Annotated in this window: 28 protein-coding genes and 1 pseudogene; 17 read left to right on the forward strand and 12 right to left on the reverse strand. The window is 61.2% G+C overall.

Translation table 11 applies throughout. The annotated features are described in order from the left end of the window. Positions 1-10: 10 nt before the first annotated feature. The 5 genes from RAE21_RS15845 to RAE21_RS15865 form a co-directional block, all read right to left on the reverse strand. A complete protein-coding gene (locus RAE21_RS15845) occupies positions 11-763 on the reverse strand; it encodes an SDR family oxidoreductase (protein ID WP_313882186.1) in 753 nt (250 codons plus the stop codon). Next, positions 763-1,806: an ABC transporter ATP-binding protein gene (locus tag RAE21_RS15850; protein WP_313882187.1), complete on the reverse strand. Its 1,044-nt coding sequence runs from the start codon at positions 1,804-1,806 to the stop codon at positions 763-765. Before RAE21_RS15850 ends, RAE21_RS15845 begins: the two co-directional genes overlap by 1 nt. Before the next feature lie 26 nt (positions 1,807-1,832). Then, the gene (locus tag RAE21_RS15855; RefSeq protein WP_313882188.1) at positions 1,833-2,663 is read right to left on the reverse strand and encodes a carbohydrate ABC transporter permease; all 831 of its coding nucleotides are present in this window, start codon (positions 2,661-2,663) and stop codon (positions 1,833-1,835) included. A gap of 7 nt (positions 2,664-2,670) precedes the next feature. Continuing rightward, a complete protein-coding gene (locus RAE21_RS15860; RefSeq protein ID WP_313882189.1) occupies positions 2,671-3,531 on the reverse strand; it encodes a carbohydrate ABC transporter permease in 861 nt (286 codons plus the stop codon). Between the two features lie 119 nt (positions 3,532-3,650). Continuing rightward, positions 3,651-4,955, reverse strand: a complete 1,305-nt coding sequence (locus tag RAE21_RS15865; RefSeq protein WP_313874551.1) for an ABC transporter substrate-binding protein — start codon at positions 4,953-4,955, stop codon at positions 3,651-3,653. A gap of 380 nt (positions 4,956-5,335) precedes the next feature. Here RAE21_RS15865 and RAE21_RS15870 point away from each other — a divergent pair, with 380 nt between their 5' ends. Then, positions 5,336-6,388, forward strand: a complete 1,053-nt coding sequence (locus RAE21_RS15870) for a sulfate ABC transporter substrate-binding protein (protein ID WP_313882190.1) — start codon at positions 5,336-5,338, stop codon at positions 6,386-6,388. A 61-nt stretch (positions 6,389-6,449) separates the two neighbouring features. Here the strand turns inward: RAE21_RS15870 and RAE21_RS15875 are convergent, their stop codons facing one another. Further along, complete coding sequence (locus tag RAE21_RS15875) at positions 6,450-7,340, reverse strand: DMT family transporter (protein ID WP_313882191.1); 891 nt, start codon at positions 7,338-7,340, stop codon at positions 6,450-6,452. A gap of 134 nt (positions 7,341-7,474) precedes the next feature. On the opposite strand from RAE21_RS15875, the gene RAE21_RS15880 reads away from it, so the two are divergent. Then, on the forward strand, positions 7,475-8,008 hold the full coding sequence (locus tag RAE21_RS15880) for an RBBP9/YdeN family alpha/beta hydrolase (protein ID WP_313882192.1): 534 nt from the start codon (positions 7,475-7,477) through the stop codon (positions 8,006-8,008). Here RAE21_RS15880 and RAE21_RS15885 read toward each other — a convergent pair. Continuing rightward, on the reverse strand, positions 7,998-9,929 hold the full coding sequence (locus tag RAE21_RS15885; protein WP_313882193.1) for a 3'-5' exonuclease: 1,932 nt from the start codon (positions 9,927-9,929) through the stop codon (positions 7,998-8,000). The genes RAE21_RS15880 and RAE21_RS15885 overlap by 11 nt on opposite strands. 124 nt (positions 9,930-10,053) lie before the next feature. Between RAE21_RS15885 and RAE21_RS15890 the strand changes: the two genes are divergently transcribed. From RAE21_RS15890 to RAE21_RS15935, 10 genes are all read left to right on the forward strand, one after another. Next, positions 10,054-10,275 carry a hypothetical protein gene (locus tag RAE21_RS15890; RefSeq protein WP_313874554.1) on the forward strand — a complete coding sequence of 74 codons (222 nt, stop codon included), beginning with the start codon at positions 10,054-10,056 and terminating at the stop codon, positions 10,273-10,275. Positions 10,276-10,279: 4 nt separating this feature from the next. Continuing rightward, positions 10,280-10,543: a hypothetical protein gene (locus RAE21_RS15895; protein WP_313882194.1), complete on the forward strand. Its 264-nt coding sequence runs from the start codon at positions 10,280-10,282 to the stop codon at positions 10,541-10,543. Positions 10,544-10,655: 112 nt separating this feature from the next. After that, positions 10,656-11,084: a hypothetical protein gene (locus RAE21_RS15900; RefSeq protein WP_313882195.1), complete on the forward strand. Its 429-nt coding sequence runs from the start codon at positions 10,656-10,658 to the stop codon at positions 11,082-11,084. A 93-nt stretch (positions 11,085-11,177) separates the two neighbouring features. Continuing rightward, the gene (locus RAE21_RS15905; RefSeq protein ID WP_313882196.1) at positions 11,178-11,498 is read left to right on the forward strand and encodes a hypothetical protein; all 321 of its coding nucleotides are present in this window, start codon (positions 11,178-11,180) and stop codon (positions 11,496-11,498) included. After that, complete coding sequence (locus RAE21_RS15910; protein ID WP_313882197.1) at positions 11,495-12,661, forward strand: TolC family protein; 1,167 nt, start codon at positions 11,495-11,497, stop codon at positions 12,659-12,661. Before RAE21_RS15905 ends, RAE21_RS15910 begins: the two co-directional genes overlap by 4 nt. 27 nt (positions 12,662-12,688) lie before the next feature. After that, positions 12,689-14,101 (forward strand): multicopper oxidase family protein, encoded by a 1,413-nt coding sequence (locus RAE21_RS15915; RefSeq protein ID WP_313882198.1) that lies wholly within the window; start codon positions 12,689-12,691, stop codon positions 14,099-14,101. Positions 14,102-14,133: 32 nt separating this feature from the next. Continuing rightward, positions 14,134-14,610 (forward strand): cupredoxin domain-containing protein, encoded by a 477-nt coding sequence (locus RAE21_RS15920; protein WP_313882199.1) that lies wholly within the window; start codon positions 14,134-14,136, stop codon positions 14,608-14,610. Continuing rightward, the gene (locus RAE21_RS15925; RefSeq protein ID WP_313882200.1) at positions 14,610-15,065 is read left to right on the forward strand and encodes a DUF411 domain-containing protein; all 456 of its coding nucleotides are present in this window, start codon (positions 14,610-14,612) and stop codon (positions 15,063-15,065) included. The genes RAE21_RS15920 and RAE21_RS15925 overlap by 1 nt, the downstream gene beginning before the upstream one ends. A gap of 12 nt (positions 15,066-15,077) precedes the next feature. After that, the gene (locus RAE21_RS15930; RefSeq protein WP_313882201.1) at positions 15,078-15,386 is read left to right on the forward strand and encodes a copper-binding protein; all 309 of its coding nucleotides are present in this window, start codon (positions 15,078-15,080) and stop codon (positions 15,384-15,386) included. A 5-nt stretch (positions 15,387-15,391) separates the two neighbouring features. Further along, positions 15,392-16,459 (forward strand): DMT family transporter, encoded by a 1,068-nt coding sequence (locus RAE21_RS15935; protein WP_313882202.1) that lies wholly within the window; start codon positions 15,392-15,394, stop codon positions 16,457-16,459. A gap of 53 nt (positions 16,460-16,512) precedes the next feature. Here the strand turns inward: RAE21_RS15935 and RAE21_RS15940 are convergent, their stop codons facing one another. The 4 genes from RAE21_RS15940 to RAE21_RS15955 all read right to left on the reverse strand — a co-directional run bounded on the left by RAE21_RS15940 (position 16,513) and on the right by RAE21_RS15955 (position 20,880). Then, a complete protein-coding gene (locus RAE21_RS15940) occupies positions 16,513-18,348 on the reverse strand; it encodes a sensor histidine kinase (protein ID WP_313882203.1) in 1,836 nt (611 codons plus the stop codon). An 18-nt stretch (positions 18,349-18,366) separates the two neighbouring features. Beyond that, positions 18,367-19,209, reverse strand: coding sequence for a phosphate/phosphite/phosphonate ABC transporter substrate-binding protein (locus tag RAE21_RS15945; protein WP_313882204.1), 843 nt, complete (start codon positions 19,207-19,209; stop codon positions 18,367-18,369). Between the two features lie 135 nt (positions 19,210-19,344). Continuing rightward, entirely contained in the window at positions 19,345-19,962 is a 618-nt protein-coding gene (locus RAE21_RS15950; RefSeq protein ID WP_313882205.1) for a DUF599 family protein, read from the reverse strand. Positions 19,963-19,965: 3 nt separating this feature from the next. Then, entirely contained in the window at positions 19,966-20,880 is a 915-nt protein-coding gene (locus tag RAE21_RS15955) for an MBL fold metallo-hydrolase (protein ID WP_313882206.1), read from the reverse strand. Positions 20,881-20,989: 109 nt separating this feature from the next. Here RAE21_RS15955 and RAE21_RS15960 point away from each other — a divergent pair, with 109 nt between their 5' ends. From RAE21_RS15960 to RAE21_RS15975, 4 genes are read left to right on the forward strand one after another with little or no spacing between them, the layout of a single operon-like run. Then, entirely contained in the window at positions 20,990-21,334 is a 345-nt protein-coding gene (locus RAE21_RS15960; protein ID WP_313882207.1) for an ArsR/SmtB family transcription factor, read from the forward strand. Between the two features lie 27 nt (positions 21,335-21,361). After that, complete coding sequence (locus RAE21_RS15965; RefSeq protein ID WP_313882208.1) at positions 21,362-21,793, forward strand: YeeE/YedE family protein; 432 nt, start codon at positions 21,362-21,364, stop codon at positions 21,791-21,793. A 29-nt stretch (positions 21,794-21,822) separates the two neighbouring features. After that, entirely contained in the window at positions 21,823-22,275 is a 453-nt protein-coding gene (locus tag RAE21_RS15970) for a DUF6691 family protein (protein ID WP_313882209.1), read from the forward strand. A gap of 6 nt (positions 22,276-22,281) precedes the next feature. Further along, on the forward strand, positions 22,282-22,629 hold the full coding sequence (locus RAE21_RS15975; RefSeq protein WP_313874573.1) for a protein tyrosine phosphatase family protein: 348 nt from the start codon (positions 22,282-22,284) through the stop codon (positions 22,627-22,629). A gap of 111 nt (positions 22,630-22,740) precedes the next feature. Here RAE21_RS15975 and RAE21_RS15980 read toward each other — a convergent pair whose 3' ends face one another. After that, complete coding sequence (locus tag RAE21_RS15980; protein ID WP_313874574.1) at positions 22,741-23,271, reverse strand: Rrf2 family transcriptional regulator; 531 nt, start codon at positions 23,269-23,271, stop codon at positions 22,741-22,743. Positions 23,272-23,403: 132 nt separating this feature from the next. On the opposite strand from RAE21_RS15980, the pseudogene nhaR reads away from it, so the two are divergent. Continuing rightward, a pseudogene (gene nhaR, locus RAE21_RS15985) lies at positions 23,404-24,296 on the forward strand (transcriptional activator NhaR). The last annotated feature ends 41 nt before the right edge of the window (positions 24,297-24,337 follow it).

Below are 24,337 nucleotides of genomic sequence, written 5' to 3' on the forward strand. Positions count from 1 at the left end.
TAGAGATCGCTTAGAGATCAAACTGGGTGGGCATCATCACCACGTCGCGGATGGTCATGCCGCGGGGGCGGGTCAGCATGAAGATCACCACGTCAGCGACCTCGGAGGCTTCGAGCAGACTGCCTTTGGCCTTGGCTTCTGCCAGCTTGTCGGCAGGCCAATCGGACAGCAAAGAGGTAATGACCGGCCCCGGCGAAATGGAGCCGACGCGCAATCCGTGTTTGAACACCTGGCGGCGCACCGTCTGCACAAAGCAGTCGATAGCCCACTTGGACGACGCATACACCGGCTCCCAGGGGGTAGGAAAGTGCGCGGCGAGTGAGCTGGTCACGATGATGTCGCCCGAGCCCCGCGCAATCATGTGGGGCAGCACGTTGTGCACGTTCTTCATCACCACATTCACGTTCAAGTTGAGCATGCGGTCGATAGCGTCCGGGTCGTTGTCGACCAGGTCGCCGCCCACATACAGGCCGGCGTTGGCGTGGAACACATCCAGGCGCCCTTCCAGTGCCAGCACTTGGGTGAGCAAGCTGGCGCACTGGTCGCGGTCCAGCAGGTCCAGCACCAGGGGCACCGCTTGGGGGCCCAGGGTGGCGCAGGCTTTGTCCAGCGCGTTGCGGTCACGGTCAATCAGCACCACGCGGGCACCGGCTTGAACCATGGCGTTCGCGCTGGCAAAACCGATACCTGATGCGGCACCGGTGACCGCGGCCACTTGGCCGTGAAGGGGTTGCTGTGGGTGAGGTGTCATGACGGCGGACATCAAAGTGCGCCCGCGGCTACAACACGGCCATTGGCATCAAACAAGTGGGCCGCGTCGGCATCGATCTGCACGCCTACGTCGCCGCCCACATGCAGCTCGGTGCGGGTGTTCAGGCGGGCCACCAGTTGGGCGCCACTCTGGGTGGTCACGTAAATCAGGGTCTCGGCACCCAGCGCTTCAATTAACTCTACCTTGGCTTGTATGGCACCCTCGCCGGCCGGCACCAGCGTGATGCTCTCAGGCCGCAGGCCAATAGAACCGAGCGCAGGCACCTGCACACCGGCCACGGTAGTCACCGAGGGCAGCTTGGCGGCTTCGACCACGTTCATTTGCGGGGTGCCGATGAACTGCGCCACAAACTGGTTGGCCGGGCGGTCGTACAGCTCCAGTGGTGTGCCCACCTGCTCAATGTTGCCGTCGCGCAGCACAACCACGCGGTCGGCCAGGGTCATGGCTTCCACCTGGTCGTGCGTTACGTAAATGGTGGTGGCACCCAGGTCGCGGTGCAGCTTGGCAATCTCGATACGGGTCTGGCCGCGCAGGGCTGCATCGAGGTTGGAGAGCGGCTCGTCAAACAAAAACACCTTGGGTGCCCGCACGATGGCGCGGCCGATGGCCACACGCTGGCGCTGCCCGCCGGACAACTCTTTGGGTGTGCGCTGCAGGTAGTTGGTGAGGTTCAGAATCTTGGCGGCGCGGTCCACCTTGTCTTTGATGATGGCGGGGTCCACATTGGCCAGCTTCAAGGCAAAGCTCATGTTCTCGAACACGCTCATGTGCGGGTAGAGCGCATAGCTCTGGAACACCATGGCCAAGTCGCGCTTGCTAGAGGGCTGGTGCGTGATGTCGCGGCCGTCGAGCTGCAGGCTGCCGCCATCGATGGTTTCCAGGCCGGCAATCAGACGCAAGAGCGTGGACTTGCCGCAGCCGGACGGGCCCACAAACACCACGAATTCGCCTTGCTTGATGGCCAGGTCAATGCCCTTGATGACACGGTGTTCGCCGAACAGCTTTTCAACGCCGCTGAGTTGGAGGTAAGACATGAAAGAGGTCTCCTGATCTTTATTTGTTACTTGACGGCGCCGAAGGTCAGGCCTTGGACCAATTGCTTCTGGCTGAACCAGCCGAAGACCACGATGGGGCCGATGGCCATGAAAGAGGCAGCCGACAACTTGGCCCAGAACAGGCCTTCCGGACTGGAGTAGCTGGCAATCAAGGTGGCCAGCGTGCCGGCCTTGGCAGCGCTCAGGTTGAGCGACCAGAAGGCCTCGTTCCAGCTCAGCACCAGCGTCAGCAAACCGGTAGACGCCAGACCACCCATGGTCAGGGGCAGTAGCACGTAGCGGAACTCGCTCCATAGCGTGGCGCCATCCATGCGGGAGGCTTCCAGAATCTCGTTGGGAATCTCCTTCAGGTAGGAATACAGCATCCACACCATGATGGGCAAGTTGGACAGCGTGAACACAATCACCAGCCCCGTGCGGGTGTCCAACAAGCCACTGGTTTGCGCCATCACATACACCGGCACCAGGGCGCCCACGGCGGGCATCATTTTGGTCGAAAGCATCCACATCAGGATGTCTTTGGTGTACTTGCCCTTGAAGAAGGCCATCGCATACGCCGCAGGAAAAGCCAGCATCAAGCCCAGAATGGTGGAGGCCACACTGGTGATCAGCGAGTTGGTGGCGTAGAGCATGTAGTCGCTGCGCTCCTGCACGATCTGAAAGTTCTCCAAGGTCGGGGTGAACAACACCAGCGGCGGCACCGAGATGGCTTGCAGCTCCGTCTTGAAGGCAGTCAGCACCAGCCAACCCAAGGGGAAAAACAAGAGCAGCGTGACCAACCAGGCCACCACCGTGCGCAGCCAATGCAGCCAGGGGAAAGATTTAGCGTGTGTCATCTGCAACTCACTTATCGAGGTTCTTGCCGACCATGCGGATCAGGAATACGGCGGCGATATTGGCCAGCACCACGGCAAACAAAGCGCCTGCGGAGGCCACACCGGCATCAAAGTTCAACAGCGCCTGCTTGAAGATCAGGAAGGCCACGTTGGTACTTGCGTCGCCCGGGCCACCACCGGTGGTGGTGTAGATCTCAGCAAACACGCTGAGCAAGAAGATCATTTCGATCATCACCACCACTGCCACCGAGCGGGCCATGTGGGGCAAGTAGAGGTAGCGCAGTTGCTGCAGGTAATTGGCGCCGTCCATGCGGGAGGCCTCGAGCTGCTCGCGGTTCATGCTCTGGAGCGAGGTAATAAAAATCAGCGTTGCAAACGGAAGCCATTGCCACGACACGATGATGATCACGCTGAGCAGCGGCAAGTCGGTCAACCAGTCCACCGGCGTGCCGCCGAAGAAGAGCCACACCTGGGCCAGCACCCCGTAAATCGGGTTCATCATCATGTGCTTCCACAGCAAAGCGTTCACCGTGGGCATGACAAAGAAGGGCGAGATCAACAAAATGCGCACCAGGCCGCGGCCGGGGAACGGATCGTCAATCAGCAGCGCAATCAGGCTACCCAACACCACCGTAATCAGGATCACGCTGCCCAGCAGCAGCAAGGTGTTGAGCACCGCCGTGCCGAACGAAGGGTCGGTCACGAAATATTCAAAGTTCTCCAAACCAATGAAGCCGGTCTGGTCGGGCTGCATCAGGTTGTAACGGATGACCGAAAAATAAATGGTCATCACCAGGGGCACGATCATCCACAGAAAGAGGGTGATCACTGCCGGCGCCATGAGTGCGCGGGGGATAAATCGGTTCATGAAGATGTCTCTCAGTGAGAGTGGCCGGTCCACACAGGCGCAGACAGCGGCGGAAAACGCGACATAAAAGGGCGCGCAGGTTCCCCCGCGCGCCTAAAGTCAACCTACCGGAGAGATGCTTACTTGTAGTAGCCAGCCTTCTTCATTTCGCGCTCTGCCGCGACTTGAGAAGCCTTCAGGGCTGCGTCTACCGACTTCTTGCCAGCCAGTGCGGCACTCATTTCCTGACCCACGGTGGCGCCGATGGCCTGGAACTCAGGAATCGCCGCAAACTGCACGCCGACATACGGGCTCTTGGGCAAAGTGCTGTCGTTCGGGTTGGCAGAGTCAATCGCCGCCTTTTCAGCCGCTGCAAACTTGGCTGCCTTCATGAACTCGGCGTTGGCATAGGTGCTCTTGCGGGTACCGGTGGGCACATGGGCCCAGCCATTGGTCTTGGCCACCAGCTCGATGTATTCCTTGGAAGTTGCCCAGGTCACAAACTTGGTAGCAGCGTCCACTTTCTTGGAGCCTGCAGGAATGGCCAGTGCCCATGCCCACAACCAGTTGGCCCCCTTGGGAGTCACTGCAGTCGGTGCTTGCGCAAATGCCACCTTGTCAGCCACTTTGGACTGCTTGGGGTCGGTGATAAAAGACGCCGCAATGGTCGCGTCGATCCACATGCCGCACTTGCCCTCGTTGTACAGCGCCAGAATTTCGTTGAAGCTGTTGGCAGACGAGCCGGGAGGGCCGTAGTTCTTGAGCAGGTCGACGTAGAAGTTGATGGAGTCCTTCCAAGGCTTGCTCTCCAACTGGGGTTTCCAGCTGGTGTCAAACCACTGGCCGCCGTTGGTGTTTACCAGCGTGGTCAAGAACGCCATGTTGTCGCCCCAGCCCGGCTTGCCGCGCAGGCAGATGCCGTACACGCCATTCTTGGGGTCGTGGATCTTGGCGGCCAAGGCCTTGATGTCGGTCCAGGTGGGCTTGTCTGCCACTTTGATGCCGGCCTTGTCAGCGAGGTCCTTGCGGTACATCAGCATCGAGGATTCGCCGTAGAAAGGCACCGCAAACATCTTGCCGTCCACGCTCAAACCGTTGCGCATGGCGGGCAGGATGTCGTCCGCGTCGTACTTGGCGTCAGTCTTGAGTTCTTGCAGCCAGCCCTTTTTGCCCCAAATCGGGGTTTCGTACATGCCGATGGTCATCACATCAAACTGGCCGCCTTTGGTGGCGATGTCGGTGGTCACGCGCTGGCGCAGCACGCCTTCTTCCAGGGTCACCCACTTGAGCTTGATATCGGGGTTGGCGGTTTCGAAGTTCTTGCTGAGCTTCTGCATTTCGACCATGTGGCCGTTGTTCACAGTCGCAACGACCAACTCTGTCTGCGCAAACGCAGCACTGGCTACCAAGCCGAAGGCCAAAGCTAAAGACGCTTTGAGTTTCATGTAACTGTCTCCTGTTGTTAATTTCGGGGGTTCAGCCAATGCCTAGCGTGCATCGACAGGTCTGAATAGTAGAAGTTGGCCCTTAGGGAGGTTGATACTCTGGGCACAAATAGCGGTATTTTGATGCAGTGAGTTACTAGGGTTTTCCCACACAGATGCGATAACGTATCGGTCTGGCGAAATTTTTGCGAACTTCGGGCAGAGAAGCCCGGCACCCACCGCGGCGCGTGTAACGGAGTACAGCCCCGCCGTTAGCGCCCCGCAAACCCACCCTAAGGATGTTTTGGTTATTTAGAACTGAAAATTCCGTAGTTCCAGTTTTAACGCGGGGCTTCCAGAATCTCCCTTATCGCATTAACGCGTTGATTTCTGGAGTTGATATGCCCTTTGCATCTATTGCTACTGCGCCACGCAGCGCCCCCCTCTCCCGCCGCGGCTTCGGCACGCTAGTACTCGCTGGCGCCATCGCAGCATCCACAGGCCAGGCCTTTGCGCAACAAAGCATCACCCTGCTCAACGTGTCGTATGACCCGACCCGCGAGCTCTATGTCGAGTTCAACGCCGCGTTTGCCAAGTACTGGAAAGCCAAAACCGGCCAGACGGTGACCGTCAAACAAAGCCACGGCGGCTCGGGCAAGCAGGCACGCTCCATCATTGACGGGCTGGACGCAGACGTCGCCACCCTCGCCCTGGCCGGTGACACCGACGCGGTGGCCCGCAACGGTGGCTGGATCAACGCCGACTGGCAAAAGCGCCTGCCGCTCAACGCATCGCCCTACACCTCCACCATCGTATTGGCGGTGCGCGAGGGCAACCCCAAAGGCATCAAGGACTGGGATGATTTGATCCGCCCCGATGTGAAAGTCATCACCCCCAACCCCAAGACCAGTGGCGGCGCCCGCTGGAACTACCTGGCCGCCTGGGAGTTTGCCAAGCGCAAGTTCGGCAGCGATGCCAAGGCCAAAGAGTTCGTCGCCAAGCTGTACGGCAACGTGCCGATTCTGGACACCGGCGCCCGTGGCTCCACCATCAGTTTTGCCCAGCGCAACCAGGGCGATGTGCTGATCGCCTGGGAGAACGAGGCCTACTTGCTGGAGAAAGAGTTCGGCGCCAAGTTTGATGTGGTGGCACCTAGCCTTTCTATCCTGGCGGAGCCTGCAGTCGCCGTGGTCGACAAGAACGTGGACAAAAAAGGCACCCGTGCTGTGGCCGAGGAATACCTGAAGTACCTGTACAGCGAAGAAGGCCAAGACCTTGCCGGCAAACACTTCTACCGCCCTGCCGTCTCCACCAAAGCGCAAGCCAAATACGCCAAGCAGTTCCCCAAGATCAACCTATTCACCATCGACCAGGCCTTCGGTGGCTGGGACAAGGCCGACAAAGCCCACTTTGCCGACGGCGCCAGCTTTGACCAGATCTACGCCAAAAAGTAACCAAATAGGCTGCTAGCGCAGTATTTGATTGCGCTAGTAGCTATTAAATCAATAGCAACATCTATTTGCGCGCCAGCCAGACGCCAAACACCGTAAGCCCCATGCCCGCCAGCGCCAAACCGGTCAACGTCTCGCCAAACAGCGCCCAGGCCACCAGCGCGGTGCAGGGCGGCACCAGGTAAAACAGGCTGGCCACATTGACGGCGCTGCCGCTACGGATCAGCACATTGAGCAAGGTCACTGCACCCAGCGACAAGACCAGCACCAGCCAGGCCAGTGCGAACACAAAAGAGCCGGTCCACTCAATGTGCATGGTCTCGGTGGCGGCTGCTGCCAAACCCGTCAGCACCAGACTGGGAATGAACTGAATGAGCGAGCCGGTGCGCAAATCAAACGAAGGGCAGTAGCGCTTTTGGTACAGCGTGCCGGCCGTGATGGCCAGCAAGGCCACAGCCACCGGGAATAGCAGCGTCCACAGCGTAGCCAGCCCCGCACCGGCGGCCACCTTGTGCGCCACCACCAGCGCCACGCCCGCAAAGCCTGCTGCCAGGCCGGCCCATTGCGTGGCGCGCACTTTTTCGCGCAGCAGCCAGCCGGCACCCAACGCAGTTAACAAGGGCTGCAACCCAACCACAATGGCCGCCACACCGGCAGGCAGGCCATGGCCGATGGCAATGAACACACCACCCAGGTACACCGCATGCACCAGCACGCCGGTCACGGCAATGTGCCCACACTCGCGCAATGTGGATGGCCAGGGCGCCCGCGTGTGCCACACAACCAAACCCATGAGCACCAGCACCGCGGCGTAGCGCACGGTCAGAAAAGTGAGTGGCTCCACATACGGCAAACCAAACTTGGCACCGATGAAACCGGTACTCCACAAGGCCACAAACAAGAGCGGATACAGGGCAGCTAAAGGGGAAGCAGAAGAGGTGGAGCGCGAAGTCATGCAGCGATCTTAAAGACCCACCTTGCGGAGCGAGACACGCGCATTGGCTGCGCATAAGCAAACAACAAAGTATTCGTTAGGAATCAGGGGCCGCTTGCGCAGAATGGCCCCTCGCAAGTTTTGAAGGTGAATCCATGTCTACAGTGTTGATTGTTCCCGGATGGCGTGATTCAGGCCCCGGCCATTGGCAAACGCTGTGGGCCGAACAACTGCCGGGCGCGGTGCGGGTGCACCAGGACGACTGGATCACCCCCAGACGTTCGGCATGGATAGCGTCCATTACGCGCCATATTCTGGAGATCGATGGCCCCGTGGTCATTGCCGCGCACAGCCTGGGCTGCATTGCCACCAGCCACTTGCCTCCGGAAGCGGCGGAGCGCATTGTGGGCGCCCTGCTGGTAGCGCCGGCCGACCCCGAACGGCGTGGCATTCTGGCGGACTTTGCCCCTGCTCCCTACCAGCCCCTGCCCTACCGCAGCATTGTGGTGGCCAGCACCAATGACCCGTTTTGCCCGGTGCGCACTGCTGGCGCCTATGCACGGGCTTGGAAAAGCGAATTTGTGCGCCTGCCCGACGCCGGCCACATCAACGTAGAGGCCGGCTTCGGCCCCTGGCCGCTGGGCAGTGCACTGCTGCAGAGCTTGCTGCTGGTCGAGACTAGTGCCTGAAAGGCTTCAGGAAAGAGGACTCTGAACCCTGGGCATGCCCCATTACCAGCAACTCTTTGGCGCGGGATGCGGCCACATAAAACAGGTTGCGCTCGTCCTGGGTCGTGTTGTCAAAAGTCTTCTTATTGCAGTCCGGGATGAACACGATACGGAACTCCAAGCCCTTGGCATCCTCAATGGTGGAGAGCCTGAGCTGGCGGTGTGCTGCACTGGGCTTTCTGAGCGTGTGGTCAAACATGTTCATGGCGCCCAAGAAGGCGTCAATCGACGTGTATTGGTTGGCAACCTTGCCCAGGCTGTCCAGTGCATAGCGCACCTCTTCAAAGTCCGCCTCAGACACATAGATCTTCTGGCCGATGCGGTTGAAATCCAGCGCGCTCATGAAGTCTGTGATTTTCGAAGCTTCATTGCTCGCCGCAATTTCCAGGGCTGCGTGGATGGAGTGCTGGGTGTCTGGATCGGCGGCACCCAGTAAATCCGGAAACACAAACTGCCTGAAATTGTCTTCCGTGGCCGAATGGATGACCGCATCTGTCGCGTCTTGCGCATCAAGCACCGAAAGGTTGGCGCCCATGAATTCCCAAACGGCTTGCTTGGCCTCCAGGAGCGCGGGCGCAATGAATTTGCTCTGGTGGTCGACCGCGATCGCCAAGAGCATCCGCACAAATGCAATCTCCGGGCGCTGGAGGAAAGGCCGGAAGCCCACGGTCTGGTAGGTCATTCCTTTCAACAGCAACTCATGCTCAATGCCGACCGAGGCGCCCGGATGCCGCAGCAACACCGCAAAGTCGTCGCCCAGGGTGTTGGGGTCGACCTTGTGCTGCTGAATAAGCTGCGTGATCAGGTCTGCATTGGCCTTCGGACCATCGGCCAGCCGCAGGATGGCGTTCGAGGTGTGGCCCGGATCGGTGTTGTATTCCTTACGGGCGAATACCCCCAAGGGGCGGGCGATGGAGGGGCCGAACCGGCGGGTCACCGTCAACGGGAATGTGGCCACCTCGCCCAGCTCGCGGCTGAGGTCGGGCCCCAGGAAATACGAGTCCGCCCCGTTCTTGGCATGGATGACCTGATCCCTGTCACCCACGCCGAGGAAGGTGGCCCCCGGGTTGTGTTCCAGCAAGGCGCGGATGACGGTGAAGATCGCCCAACCACAGTCGTGCATTTCATCGAGCACGATGGCTTCGATGCCCAGGCTGAGGGTGTGCCTGTCCCACGACCACGGTGCGTTTTCTGACAACAACCACCGCGCCATGTCGTAGGTCGCGTCCCCCGGGTACCGGAATGTGACTCTCTCACCTTCCGGGTTGGCGAAGCCGGTTCTGTCCCGCTCGTACTGGAGGAAAACAGCAAGCGGGGTGTAGTCCATGCCCAGCTCGGCAGCCACCGCAGGGGTGCACCGGAAATCTTCTCCATAGCGGGGGACGGCCAAGGTGCCTTTGAGCACCGCAAACTCTTCCAGCAGATGCTCCACCGATAGCGCGCCGGTACCCTGAATTGAAAAGTCGTTGGCAAACCTCTCTTGCGATGCCTCGCGGGCACGCAGGACCGCCTGCAGCACATAGGGCCGGACCTGTACTGCCCGCTCAAAGGTTTTTACCGGGTGTGCCCGCACGCCATCCTGAACCTCGGCTTCCACCCGTTTGAGACGGGTGGCACACAACGCATCCACCGTTCCCACACGCACCTTGGACGCCACCGCGTCGGCCATACCGATGCGGTAAAACGCCTCTGTATACGCTCGCACCCCAGGGGTGCTGTAGGCCAATGCAACGATCTTGGCGGGGTCCACCCCGCGCTCCACCAGCTTTTGAATGCGCATGGCCGCCGTCGTGGTCTTTGCCGAGCCGGCGTTGGCTTCAATGAGGATGCGTGGTGCGACTGTGTTGATGATGTCGATCTGCTCTTTGCTTGGAACTAACAAAATCCAACTCCCTTGATGTGTCGCAGCATCGGCAAATGGTAGCGCCATGCCGCTAGGCGACGCGCCCTTGCCGGCAGAAGGCGCGCCGGGACGCGCTACAGTCCTGCCAATCCGCAGGACACGCATGAACTGGTTTACCGCTCTCTCCACCCGCCTCTTTCGCCCCAAACCCCGCACCGCCGAGCAGCGCGCGCGCGACCTGCTGCGCGCCGTGGATGCGGGGGGCCTGCCGCTGAATGTGGCGGTGGTGAACCACATTGCCCGCGAATTGGGTCTGGATGTGTCACGCAAGGCGCGCATGCCCGAGACGATTGAGCGCATCCGCAAAGTCATGGCGGGGCGCTAAAACCATGCTCAAGCTCGGATTCAACTTTCTGGTGGTGGTGTTGCTGGTGCTGGTGGTGGTGTTCACCTGGCGCACCAAGCGGCGCGAAAAATGGGAACGTGCCGGCCAGTGCTACAGCTGCGGCGCGGTGCCCCACACCACCGACAAGCATGGCCGCATCTGCAACGACTGTGTGCAGACCCGCACCATCCAGCGTTGGCTGGGCGGCTTCATGGCCCTGGTGATCGCGGCGATTGCCGCTTGGGTGCACTGGCAGAGCGGCGCTTGATTGCTCCTGTTTTCATAGCTGCCTGCGCAATATTCACAAGGACTTCAGGCCAATTTAGCACTCCATGCAGCCAGCAATGGAACTTAGGGGGCCTGCGGCGTATCATCTACCTATGCGTGTTGTCCTCCTCATTCTGTTGATCGCCCTGGCGCCTCTGCGCGGCATGGCCAATGAGCTGATGGCGACCCGCATGGCCGCTGCGCTGACGGCCAGCGTAGCAACCACCGCGCACCACGGCACACCGGCTGCTGCGCAAGCAAGTGGCCACCACTGCGACGACATGGCCACCAGCGCCATGCCCGAACAAACGGCCGCCGCAACAGAGGCCGCATCCACGCACCACGCCAGCCCGTCCGCCACCATGGCATCGCACGATGGCTGCGAAAACTGCGCCCTGTGCCAGATGTGTGCCGCTACCGCCATGCCGGCTGATTTGCAGGTCGCGCTATCGGTATTCGGCCCGCAAATGCCCATGCCTGCGCACGCCGATCGCTTTGCCAGCGCCCCCGCGGCATTGGCTCAAAAACCACCCATTTCCTGATTCCAAGGCCCGTAGTGGGTCTGTAGTCCGCTCACCGGTTGCCGCGCGCATCCTGCGGGCGGGGTGTTTTCACCTTGAATCAGGAAATCAACCATGTTCTCTCTCCGTTCGCTACGGCGGGCCGCCTGCGCTACTGGCTTGGGCTCCGCCCTTGTGCTGGTGGCCCACGCGCAGGCCCAGCCCGCAGCCCCCACCCTGACTGAGCCTGCACGCACGCTGCAAGCCAGTAACGCCGCCAGCCCCGTGCCCGCGCTGCCCTACCGCTCGGTATTTGCCGACCTGCCCAAGGGCGTCGAAGAAGGCAGCGGCGATTGGAAGGCCGCCAACAAGGCAGTCGGCCAGTTCCCGCGTGGCCATATCGACCTGCTGCAGTGGGAAAAAGCCCGCGCCGCCAAACCGAAGGAGCAGCCATGAGCCGCATCCACCTGCCGCTGCGCGCACTCCCTTTGGCCCTGGCGCTGCTGTTCACCCACGCCCACGCCGCGCCACTGGATGGCGGCGTGCAAGGCCTGCAAGCCGAGGTGCAAAGCCGCCTGAGCGCCTTGCTGGGCCCGGTAGGCGCGCCATTGCGCATCGCCAGCCCGACCTTTGCCGGCACCGATGAGCTGACCACGCTGCTCCAAGCCCCGCTGGATGGACCGACTGCCATGCGCATCGCGCTGCTCCACAACCCCGAGTTGCAGATGGCGCTGGGGGCGGAGGGCAGCAACATCACCGACATCCAAAGCACTGGGTTTCCGCCACGACTACGCGCCCGCGACGAAGCCACCCGCCTGGCCCTGCGCGCCTACAAGGCCTGGGTGAACGCGGTGGCCGCAGAACGCAGCGCCCAGCTGCTGCGCGAGGCCAAGACCACGACCGAAACCGCTGACGAACTCACCCGCCGCATGGTGCGCGCCGGCAATGTGAGCCGCCTGACACAAGCCCAAAGCCAGGCCACGCTGTCTGAGACGGCGGTGGCGCTGGCGCGGGGCGAGCAAGCGGCATTTGCCGCGCGCGAACAGCTCATCCGGGTGCTGGGCCTGTGGGGTGCGCAAACCGGCTTTACCCTGGCAACCACCCTGCCCTCATTACCCGCCAGCCCCACAGACACCACCGATCTGGAAGCCCGCGCCCTAGCCGCCCGCAGCAGCCTGCAAGCCGAGCGCCTGAGCTGGCAGCGCAAACAAGCCAGCACCGTGCCGTCCAGCATTGACGAGCGTTGGGATGCCTTGGGCGACGCGGCCAAGGTGCGCGTGCAAGCGGTGCTGGTACGCAGCGAGGCGCGTGAAGCCGCCTACAACCTGCGCACCCAATGGGACATGGCCCACCACCTGCAAACCGAAGTGGTGCCGCTGCGCCAGTTCATTCACGACGAGCTGACCCTGCGCTACAACGGCATGCTGACGAGCGTGTTTGAGGTCATGGCCGACAGCCGCACCCGCACGCTCAGCGGTCTGGCCGCTGCGGAAGCGCTACGCGACTACTGGCTGGCATTTGCCGATGTGCAGGCGGTGCAGGCCGGCGTGTCGCCCGAAGGCAGCGCCCCCGCCCGCACCGGTGCCGCAGCCGGCCCCGACGCCAAAGCGGCGCACTGAGCGCCCCGCCCCCATTCAAGGATCTGTATGAACCGACGTAACTTTTTCAACGGTGCTGCTGCCACCGCCATGGGTGCGGTGGCCGCCGCCTCGGTCAGCCGCGTGGCCATGGCCGCGCTGCCTGAGCCGGTGCTGCAAACATCGCCCGCCACCATGCCGCCCCTGGTGCCCGGCACCGGCCGGCCCTACAACCCGGTGGTCACCCTCAACGGCTGGACCCTGCCCTGGCGCATGAACCAGGGTGTGAAGGAATTCCACTTGGTGGCCGAGCCGGTCGTGCGCGAAATGGCGCCCGGCTTCAAGGCCAATATGTGGGGCTACAACGGCCAGAGCCCCGGCCCCACGATCGAGGTGGTGGAAGGCGACCGGGTACGCGTGTTTGTGACCAACAAATTGCCCGAGCACACCAGCGTGCACTGGCACGGCCAGCGCCTGCCCAACGGCATGGACGGCGTGTCAGGCCTGAACCAAGCGCCGATACCCGTGGGCAAGACCTTTGTGTACGAGTTTGTGGCGCGCCGCCCCGGCACCTTTATGTACCACCCGCATGCGGACGAGATGACGCAAATGGCCATGGGCATGATGGGCTTCTGGGTCACCCACCCCAAAACCAAAAATCCACTGATCAGCGAGGTGGACCGCGACTTTTGCTTTCTGCTCAATGCCTACGACATTGACCCCGGCAGCATGACCCCCAAAATCATGACCATGCTGGACTTCAACCTCTGGAGCTGGAACAGTCGCATCTTCCCGGGCATTGACACGCTGAACGTGCGCAAGATGGACAAGGTGCGCATCCGGGTGGGCAACCTCACCATGACCAACCACCCGATCCACCTGCACGGCCACGAGTTCATGGTGACCGGCAGCGACGGCGGGCCTTGGCCGGTGGCCGCGCGGGTGCCCGAAATCACCACCGACATCGCGGTGGGGCAGATGCGGCAGTTTGAGTTTCTGGCCGACGAAGAAGGCGACTGGGCCTTCCACTGCCACAAGAGCCACCACACCATGAATGCCATGGGCCACAACGTGCCCACCATGATCGGCGTGGACCACCGTGGGCTGGTCGGCAAACTGCAAAAGGCCATGCCTGACTACATGGTGATGGGCGAGCGCGGCATGGCCGACATGAGCGAAATGGAAATGGCCCTGCCCGACAACACCGCCCCCATGATGACGGGTAGCGGCCCCTATGGCGGGGTGGAGATGGGCGGCATGTTCAGCATCCTCAAGGTGCGCAAAGACCAGAAACCGGGGGATTACAAAGACCCCGGTTGGTATGCACAGCCTCCCGGCACCCGCGCCTTTGAGTGGACCGGCGCTCTGCCCGAGCCCGCACGCTTTCAGGCCGAAGGCAAGGGAAGCATGCCGCTGGCCCAGCCGCCCCATCACGACACCCAGGTCCAGGTGCGCAAGCCCATGGGCACCATGAACCACTGAGCCTTTTTCACTTCAAGCAACGAGTACCCATCATGAAAAATACTATTAAATTCATAGCTACTTGCGCACTATTGGCGTGCGCTACCGGCTCTTTTGCTGCTGGAAGCCATGCCGGAGGCCACGGTACCGAGGCCATCGGCAAGCCCGGCGTTGCCGCCAAGGTGAGCCGCACGGTGCAAATCGACATGACCGACAACATGCGCTTCACGCCCTCCACCGTGACGGTGCGCAAAGGCGAGACCGTCCGCTTTGTCGTCAAAAACTCCGGGCAGCTCAAACACGAGTTCAACCTGGGTACCGAGAAGGACCTGAAAGAGCATTACGAAATGATGAAGAAATTCCCCGAAATGGAACACGACGAACCCAACATCGCCAGCGTGGCGCCCGGCAAAACGGGCGAAGTGATCTGGCAGTTCACCCAAGCGGGCACGGTGAACTTTGCTTGCCTGCACCCCGGTCACTATGAGGCCGGCATGAAAGGCGCTGTGAAAGTGGGGGCAGCCAAATGATGAACACACGCCGAACGGTAATCGCGACCCTGGGCGCCCTGTTGGCCGCACCTGCGTGGGCCGCCAAGCCACCGGCAACCCCCATGGAGGTCTGGAAGGACCCTAACTGCGGCTGCTGCAAAGATTGGGTGAAACACCTGGAACAAGCCGGCTTTGCCGTGCGGGTGTACGACACGGGCAACGAGGCCAAGCGCGCAGCGCTCGGCATGCCGCAGACCTTGGGCTCTTGCCACACCGGCGTGGTCGGTGGCTATGTCATTGAGGGCCATGTGCCGGCCAAAGACATCCAACGCCTGCTGCGCGAGAAGCCCAAGGCGCTGGGCCTGTCAGTGCCGGGCATGCCCATCGGTTCGCCGGGCATGGACGGCGCGATTTACAAGGGCCGCAAAGACCCGTTCGATGTGCTGCTGGTGGCCGCGAATGGCAGCAGCACCGTGTTCCAGAGTTACCGCTGAAAGGACTGCACCATGACTTTCTCTCAACTGGCACATTGGGTCGGCATCAGCCTTGCCACGCTGGTCTGCGCAGCGTCCGTGTTTGCCCAAGAAACCGCCGGGCTGGCCCAGGGCGAGGTCCGCAAGGTCGACAAGGCGGCCGCCAAGATCACCATCAAGCATGGCGACATTCCCTCCATCGAGATGCCGCCCATGACCATGGTGTTCGGCGTCAAAGACGCGGCCTTGCTGGAAAACGCCAAGGCGGGTGACAAAATCCGCTTCGATGTCATCCTGGAGGGCGGCAAGTACATCGTCACCCGACTCGAAGCCGACCGATAAGTCCCATGAAGCTTCTACTGCACCGCCTCACCCCTCGTGGCATCAGCGCCGCCTTGCTGGCGGCTCTGCTCTTCGGGGCCGGCACGCCGCTGGCCAAATGGCTGATGGGCGATGTGCAGCCTTGGATGCTGGCGGGCTTGCTCTACCTCGGCTCCGGGTTGGGCTTGGGCCTGTTCCGCAGGCTCAGTGGTGCGGCACCGGTGCAGCTCGCCCCCGGCGAGTGGCGCTGGCTGTTGGGTGCGATTGCCAGCGGGGGCGTGGTGGGCCCGATGTTGCTGATGGTGGGCTTAAGCGGCATGCCGGCGTCAGGCGCCTCTTTGCTGCTCAATGCTGAAGGTGTGTTCACCGCCGTGCTGGCATGGGTGGCTTTCCGCGAGAACGTGGACCGGCGCATTGCACTCGGTATGGCCGCCATTGCCGCCGGTGCGCTGGTGCTGAGCTGGCCCTCGCAGCCCGGGTTTGCGGGTGCGTGGCCGGCGCTGTGCATTCTGGGGGCCTGCCTGGCCTGGGCGCTGGACAACAACCTCACGCGCAAGGTGTCGCTGCACGATGCGAGCTGGATTGCCTGCGTCAAAGGTCTGGTGGCGGGCAGTGTGAATTTGTTACTCGCGCTCTTGCTGGGCAACGCTTTGCCGACATTACCGGCACTCGGCGGCGCCATGCTGGTGGGCCTGCTGGCTTACGGCGTGAGCCTAGTGCTGTTTGTGGTGGGCCTGCGGGAGCTGGGCACGGCGCGCACCGGCGCGTATTTTTCGCTGGCTCCGTTCTTTGGTGCGGCTCTGGGTCTGGCCACTGGCGAGCCGCTGACCTGGCAGCTCGCAGTGGCGGCTGCGCTCATGGGCCTCGGGCTGTGGCTGCACCTGACCGAACACCATGCCCACCCCCATGTGCATGAAGCCTTGGACCACAGCCATCCGCATAGCCACGACCTGCACCACCAGCACGATCACCCCGACCTACCCGGACTGGTGCTCGCCCCCGGCGAGGTGCACACCCATGCGCACTACCACGCGCCGCTGCATCACAGCCACCCGCATTACCCGGACGCGCACCACCAACACGCGCACCCATGAGGCGGCAAATCACCCGTCTCGAAGCCGACCAATAGTGGCATAGACAGTCCGGCTCAGGAAAGGTGGCCCTGTTGATTCACCGGAGCGATTGCAGTAGCTGATTTGAGCCAGAGGGTGACCTTGGTTCCTGTGCCCGGACTGCTTTGCAGCTCGACCCGCCCGCCATGGATCTCCACAATTTCTTTCACGAGAGAAAGGCCTAGCCCGGTCCCCGGGATATTGCCTGAGGCATCTGCACGATAAAAGCGCTCAAACGCGTGTTCACACTGCTCTGGCGTCATGCCTATGCCTTGGTCTTGTACAACGATGCCTACTAGGGGTGACACTTGCCCAGCAGAACCTTGCACTACCGATACCCGCACTTCGCCACCAGCCGGGGAGTATTTGATAGCGTTGGATAAAACGTTTTCCAAGGCCTGGCGCATTTTGGCGGGGTCATAGTCGGCACACAGACTAGCATCCGGCAGTTCCACTACTAGCGTGTGGCTGCCCTGCGGCACGGCCACTGCCGCACACGCTTGTTCGATGAGCGGCGCAAGGGCTTGAACGCTCAGCTCAAAGTCCAACCCGGCTCGGGCCTCGATGCGGGCCAAATCAAGCAGTTCAGTCACCATGCTGATGAGGCGCTTGGATTGCCGGTAAATCACATCGAGCATGCTGCGTTGGGCTTCCTCCGGGTATTTGCGCCTCAACAGAAGCTCTACAAACCCGAAGATGCTCACCATGGGGGTGCGCAGTTCGTGAGCAGCCGTCGTCAAGAATTCGCTCTTCATGCGCGCGACCTCTGACTCTGCGGTGATGTCCCGGAAGTAGAGCACCATCTGTCCGCGTTCATTCACACGATGCTCACGCCGCAATAATCGACGTACCGGGCGGACCAGCATGATGTTGAGCACGCGTTGTGTATTGTGAGCGGTGGCACTTTGGTAGTCTGCGGGCGTTTCACACTGTGACACTAAAGCAGCATCAAAGGCGGCGCATGTTTGACCGGGCTCTATGGCCATGTTGCTCATAGAGCCAAATGCTGGGTTGGCGTAAGCCAACTCGCCACGCTCAGTAAACACGACCAACCCGTCGCTGCTCAAAGCAAAAATGGCGTCTAGGCGCTCATTGCGTTCGAGGATGTCGTGATATTGCCGCTGCAGTTGTTGGGAGGCGCCATTGAGTGCCCGCTGCAACTGGGCCACCTCACGGCTTCGGGCCGGTACTACCAAAGAGGCACCGAAATTCTGAGCCATGCCACTTGCGAAGGCCGCACATTGCGCAACCGGCCGAAGACGTGTGCGCAGAAATACAAACAGGGCCACAGACGTAAAAGCAGACGTCAGCAATGCAGAGACGACTGTCTGCTGCCGCACCAGTGCGCGGGCCTGCGCCTCGCCCTGCCTGTCCACAGTGACGCGCGTCCAACCCGCCAACGTACCCACCTGAATCGGCGCCCAAACCTGAATTTGCCCTCTGTCATCATCGCCCACCAATTGAACCTTGATGACCGGCTCGGCGGGGGGTGCTTGCGGGCCCAAGTCAAAGTTCAACTTTGGCTCACGCTCAGGCGTTACGTCAACCACAGCGCGCGGCCTGCCCTGGGGATCAAAAACGGCCAGCTGCATCAAGTAAGGCGAGTTGCGCATATTGATCAACAGTGCCTCAAGCGCTCCGCTGTCGCGCGTGATCACCGCTGTTTCAGCCGCTGTGGCAAGGGTAGTGGCCAGTGTTTGGGCTTGGGCCTCGGCAGCGCTGCGATTGACTTGGGCAATCCGCGACTCGTACCACAGCCCATAGGACAGAAGCGAAATCAAAGTCACCACCACCGTCAACCATGACACTTGCGCCAGCAAAGACCGCGGTATTTTTTCCTGCGCAAACACTTGGAAACCTAGCTGCTGCATGCGATCACAAACAAGGTTTTACTTGGGCTGCACCACGAAGCGGTCCAGACGGAGTGCTTCGAGCGGCGCATAGTCCTTTGCGTAGTCCGCCGCTACGAGGGCCTCCAGCGAGACACCGTCGAGCAACTTGCTTCCTGCCTCGGTTTTTGCCATTTTTAGGAGTGCATTGCGCACCGCGGTTCGAACAGAAGCATTCACACGTGGATGCACGGCGACTGGATGTGAGGCCGTTGCCGGGGTTTCGTACAGAACTCGGAGCTTGTCCCGGACTTCGGCGGGTTCGCGATCGAGAGTGGAGCGTATGCCGCCTGCAGCGGGGTTGTCACCCCGGATCACGGCACGGTAAGCATTCACATGGGTTTGAACGTAGACCGGCTCCGTAGGAATCTTGAAACGCTCGCCCAGAAGGGCGCGCATATACAACGATGCCCCAAAAGCGTTCGGTGCAGGATAGGCGATGGCGCTGCCCCTGAGTTCGGACAACTCACGGATGCTGTTGTCTTTACGGACCACAAGAATGCCCGACAAGGCTTCGCTACTTCGTACCAGCGGAATGTATCCACCCGCGCGGTGAGCCATGACCGCGTGATAAGGATTCATGTAGACAAAGTCGGGTTCAGCGGCGAGAAATGACGCCTCAAACTTGGGAATGTTTTCGGAGGTTTTTAGCTCGAATTTATGCCCTGTTTCAGCTTCCAGCGCATCGAGAAGCGGACGCCAGGAGCGGAAGACTTCCACCACTGGAAACTGGGGAACCACTGCAAAGCTGTAGGTTTCTGCGCGTACTCCCGTGACCGATGAGAACCACGCTACCAGCAGGCCAAGGAGATAACCGGGAAGGTTCCGATGGATATGCAGCACCTTGAGACTCCTTTTGGGGAATGGACAAACGCCAGTTCAGGGGATTTCAGTATGACATGGGCTGCTTTCACAAGACCTATTGGTAACCCTTTGCAGCACAGCCACCAGGCGCGGCCTACGGTGCACGCCACTGGGTCAGCCGCGGTCGGCCAGATACAACGCAAAAAACACCAATAGCGCCACAAACACACCAGCGATGTGCCACACCATTCCCGCCAGAAACGGAGTGACCCACACCATGCTTCGCAGGCCTACGCTGTAAAGCACACCCGCATAGCGTAGGTGCATTCGCCCCGTGTCCATCCAGCGGGCGCGCATTGGTGAGCCTACAGGCATGGCGCACACAAAGCCGGTGTGGTGGTAGTAGCGGATGGACAAGGTGGTGCTCACCAAGGTCAGCACCAACAACAGCATGACCGTGATTTCCCCCGCCAATGCGGGCGTCAACACGGGGCTGCCGCCGCTTTCCGACAAAGTGCGTAAAGCCGGTGCAGCCAGCCCCAGTGCGCCCATGAGCCCGAGTGCCGCAGTGGACGCTGTCATGGTGGCGGTCATGACGGAGTTGCGCAGGGTTTGTACCGCCAGTATTTCGGAGCCGGGCTGCGCGGACATGGCATCCAGCCAGTCCTGCCGCAACTGGCCGTGGGTGCGCCAAGCCACGGTGCGTGCCAGGAGTGCGAGGTAGAGCGTGTAGGCCACCATGATGGCAACCATGACGCCCCACGCCCACCAAGCGGGTTGCAAGGTAGTCATTGCTTAGAGCGCGTTGAGCGGAATGCGCAAGTAAGACACCCCGTTGCTGTCGGCGGGCGGCAGGTCACCCGCGCGGATGTTGATTTGCACCGAGGGCAGGATCAGGTTAGGCATCGCCAGCCCGGCGTCGCGGGTGGTGCGCATGGCCACGAAGTCTTGCTCGCTCACACCGTCGCGGATATGGATGTTGCCCGCACGTTGCTGGCCCACGGTGCTTTCCCACGCGGCTTCGCGGCCGGCGGGCGGGTAGTCGTGGCACATGTAGAGGCGGGTGTCTTCGGGCATGGCGAGCAAGGTGCGCACACTGCGGTACAAGGTGTTGGCATTGCCGCCGGGAAAGTCGCAGCGGGCGGTGCCCACATCGGGCATGAACAAGGTGTCGCCCACGAACACGGCGTCGGGTTCTTTACCGCCATTCACCTTAAAGGCCATGCACGCGGGGGTGTGGCCGGGCACGGCCATGGCCTGCGCGCTGAGTTCGCCAATGGTGAAGGTTTCGTCCGGCGCAAACAGATGATCAAACTGGCTACCGTCCGGGTGGAATTCGGGCTCGAGGTTAAAGATGCCCTTGAACACGTTTTGCACATGGGTGATAGCGGCACCGATGGCAATGCGGCCGCCCAAGTGCTTGCGCAGATAGTGCGCGGCAGACAGGTGGTCGGCATGGGCATGGGTTTCCAGAATCCACTGCACGCTCAAACCCTGCTCTTTCACAAACGCCATCAGGGCGTCTGCCGAGGTGGTGCTGGTGCGGCCGGCCTTGGCGTCGTAGTCGAGCACTGAGTCAACGATGGCACATTGGCCACCGGTGTGGTCATAGACCACATAGCTCACGGTCCAGGTGGCGGGGTCAAAGAAGGATTTGATGTTCGGGGTAGCGCCCGTCAAGGTCGCGGGGCTAGCAGTGGAAGCGGTCATCGAGAACTCCTTGTAAAGGTCGTTATTTCAATTGCGATGACGATAGTTTATTGACTTATATTTTGTTTGTCAATAAACTATCGTCATCGAATGTGAAAGGAGCCTGTTCATGCTGGCAGAGACGACAAACCCCAACCCTCCCACCTTGGACCTCGACCAACTGCGCCGCTCTGCGGACGCAGCCTGCCGCCTGATGAAGGTCATGTCCAACCCCGACCGCCTGCTGCTGCTGTGCCAACTCAGCCAGGGCGAAAAGCGGGTCGGCGAACTCGAAGAGCTGGTGGGCATTGCCCAGCCCACCCTGTCGCAGCAACTCGGCGTGTTGCGGGAAGAAGGCCTGGTCACCACCCGGCGCGAAGGCAAATCCATTTACTACGGCATCGACAGCCCCCAGGCCATGGCGGTCATGGGCGTTCTCTACAACCAGTTCTGCCAAGCCACTGAAGGCCAGTAAACCAACAACCACTCAGAAAGACACACCATGCAAATCGATTGGAACCATTTCACCCCCTGGGCCTCGCTGATCGGCGGCCTCTTGCTGGGGCTCTCCGCCAGCCTCTTCATTTTGGTGAACGGGCGCATTCTGGGCATCAGCGGCATCGTGGGCGGCCTGCTCACACCACGCGCAGGAGACACCTCTTGGCGGCTGGCATTTGTGTTGGGCTTGGTCATCGCGCCCTCGGTCTACACCCTGTTTGCCGGACCGGTACTAGCCACGGTAGATGCCGGCTGGTCCACGCTGATCGTCGCCGGCCTGCTGGTGGGCGTGGGCACCCGCTATGGCGCGGGCTGCACCAGCGGCCACGGCGTGTGCGGCTTGTCGCGCTTGTCACCCCGTTCGCTGGTCGCCACCCTGTCCTTCATGGGCGCGGGTTTCGCCGTCGTGTTTGTCATTCGCCACTTGTTGGCCTGAGTTGAATCGTTGAATCTGGAGCCACTGATATGAAAAACGCTGTTCACCCCCACCGCCTGGCCGAATTCGGCGTAGGCCTGTTGTTCGGCATCGGCCTGATCCTGGCCGGCATGACCGACCCGTCCAAGGTCTTGGGCTTTTTGGACTTGGCTGGCTTGTGGGACCCCTCGCTCGCCTTCGTCATGGGCGGCGCGATTCTGGTGAGCCTGGGTGCGTTTACCCTGGCCAAGAAACGCACCTCCAGCTTTTTGGGTGGTGCCATGCGCTTGCCCACCAGCCGCGACATCGACAAACGCCTGGTCACCGGCAGCCTGCTTTTTGGCGCCGGCTGGGGCTTGGCAGGCTTCTGCCCCGGGCCTGCGCTGGTGTCTCTGGGCACCGGCAACCCCAAGGCCGTAGTGTTTGTGGTGGCCATGTTGGCCGGTATGGCGCTGTTTGAAGTGCTGGAACGCCGCCCCGCTAAACTCGCGCTGAAAGGATAAAACGCCATGAGCCTCCCCGTACGTTCCGTCACCCCCGAGTTTTATGTGGCCGCGCAACTGGCGCCCACAGACATGGCTGCCGCAGCCGCCATGGGCTTCAAAACCGTGATTTGCAACCGCCCAGACATGGAAGGCGGCGCCGAGCAACCGGCCAGTAGCAGCATGCAAGCTGCGGCCGTTGCTGCTGGTTTGCACTATGTGTACCTGCCGGTAGTGCCTGGCTCCATCACCCCCGAACAGGCGGTTGCCATGAAGCAGGCACTGGACGCTGCCCAACAGCCGGTGCTGGCGTTTTGCCGCTCTGGCGCCCGCTCTACCCAGCTGTTCATGCTGGCGCAGCAAACCGCTGCCTGAACACTCCCCCTGTAAAGCACAAAAGGGCTACCGGTTTGACCGGTAGCCCTTTTTGCTATTGTTTTGGTAGCTGCTGGCGCACACGTTGTGCGCGCTAGCAGCAGTTTTTGCTTAGCGTCCGCTGTTGAATGACAGGGACTGGCCCAAGGCAAATACCGAGTTCGGCGCCGTCGTGCGAATCACCGACTGGGGCTTGAGCTTTTGCAACACGCCCTTTTTGGTGATCTTGCGCTCTTTGACCGCAAAACCCTTGGAGCGCTGCTCGTCCGCCAAGCTGCGCAGGGTGATGGTACGCATGTGCGCCACCACGGTGCCTTGCAGCGCAGCCCACAAATCGCGGGTCATGTCCTGTGCGCTCTGCGAGGTTTCACGGCTGGACTCCTCTTTCTCTTCGATAGCGCCAATGATGTCAGCCACGGTGATGCTGTCACCCCGGAAGCCCAGGGAATAACCGCCGCCGGGGCCACGGGTGCTCTCCACCAGACCGTGCTGGCGCAATTTGGCGAACACCTGCTCGAGATAAGACAGCGAAATACGGTGACGCAGCGCGATGTCCTGCAAGGGCACCGGTTGACCGCTTTCGCGCAGGGCCAAGTCAATCATGGCAGTGATGGCAAAACGTCCGCGGGTACTGAGTCGCATACAAGGTCTCCTTTGGTGAACGACTGATAGACCTGTACTGTAGAGATGGTTATGCTTCGCGTAAATTCGAATTTTGTAAATTTTTAATTCGTTTTTTTCGCAGTAATTCAGTTTGTATCCAAGAAGGCGACCATGAACTTCAAGCACCTCCACTACTTTTGGGTCACCGCCAAGGCGGGCGGCATCATGCGCGCAGGCGAACAACTGCACACCACGCCCCAAACGCTGTCGGGCCAGATCAAGCTGCTGGAAGAGTGGCTAGGCCGCAAACTCTTCCAGAAAAGCGGCCGCAACCTGGAGCTGACCGAAGACGGCCGCCTCGCCTTGGGCTACGCAGACCAGATTTTTTCGCTGGGTGCCGAACTCGAAAACGTGGTGCGCCTGCCCCGGGGCGTTCACAAAGTGCTGGACTTCAAGGTCGGCGTGGCGGACTCGGTCACCAAATCCCTGGCCTACCGCCTGCTGGAGCCGGCCCTCAACCTCGAAGATCCGGTGCGCATGATTTGCAGCGAGGGCAAGTTCCCCGACCTACTGGCCAAGCTCGCCTTGAACCAGCTCGACCTGGTGATTGCGGATGAGCCCATGTCCAAGCGCATGAGTGTCAAAGCCTTTAACCACGAGCTGGGCAGCACCCCGATGAGCTTTTTTGCGCCCCGGCCTTGCGCAAGACGCTCAAGGGCGACTTCCCGGAGTGCCTGAACAACGCGCCCATGCTGATCCAAGGGGCACAAGCCTCGATCCGCCAGCAATGGGAGGGTTGGCTCAGCCGCCACCAGCTGCACCCACGCACCATCGGCGAATTTGACGACGGTGCGCTCATGAACGCCTTCGGGCGCAAGGGCCGCGGCATCTTCATGGCCCCATCGGTCATGGAGGCAGACATCGTCGAGCAGTTCGGGGTGGAAGTGATCGGCCGTAGCGACGAGCTGGTGGAAGAGTTCTTTGCGGTGTCGGTGGAGCGGCGTATTACCCACCCCTGTGTGGTCGCGATCACCAAAACGGCGCGGGGGCAATTGTTCAGTTAACGCTCGCAAAGCCTATGGGCGTAGACAATGTGCACCTGACC

It is taken from the genome of Rhodoferax potami (assembly GCF_032193765.1).
Classification (GTDB): Bacteria; Pseudomonadota; Gammaproteobacteria; order Burkholderiales; family Burkholderiaceae_C; genus Allorhodoferax; species Allorhodoferax potami.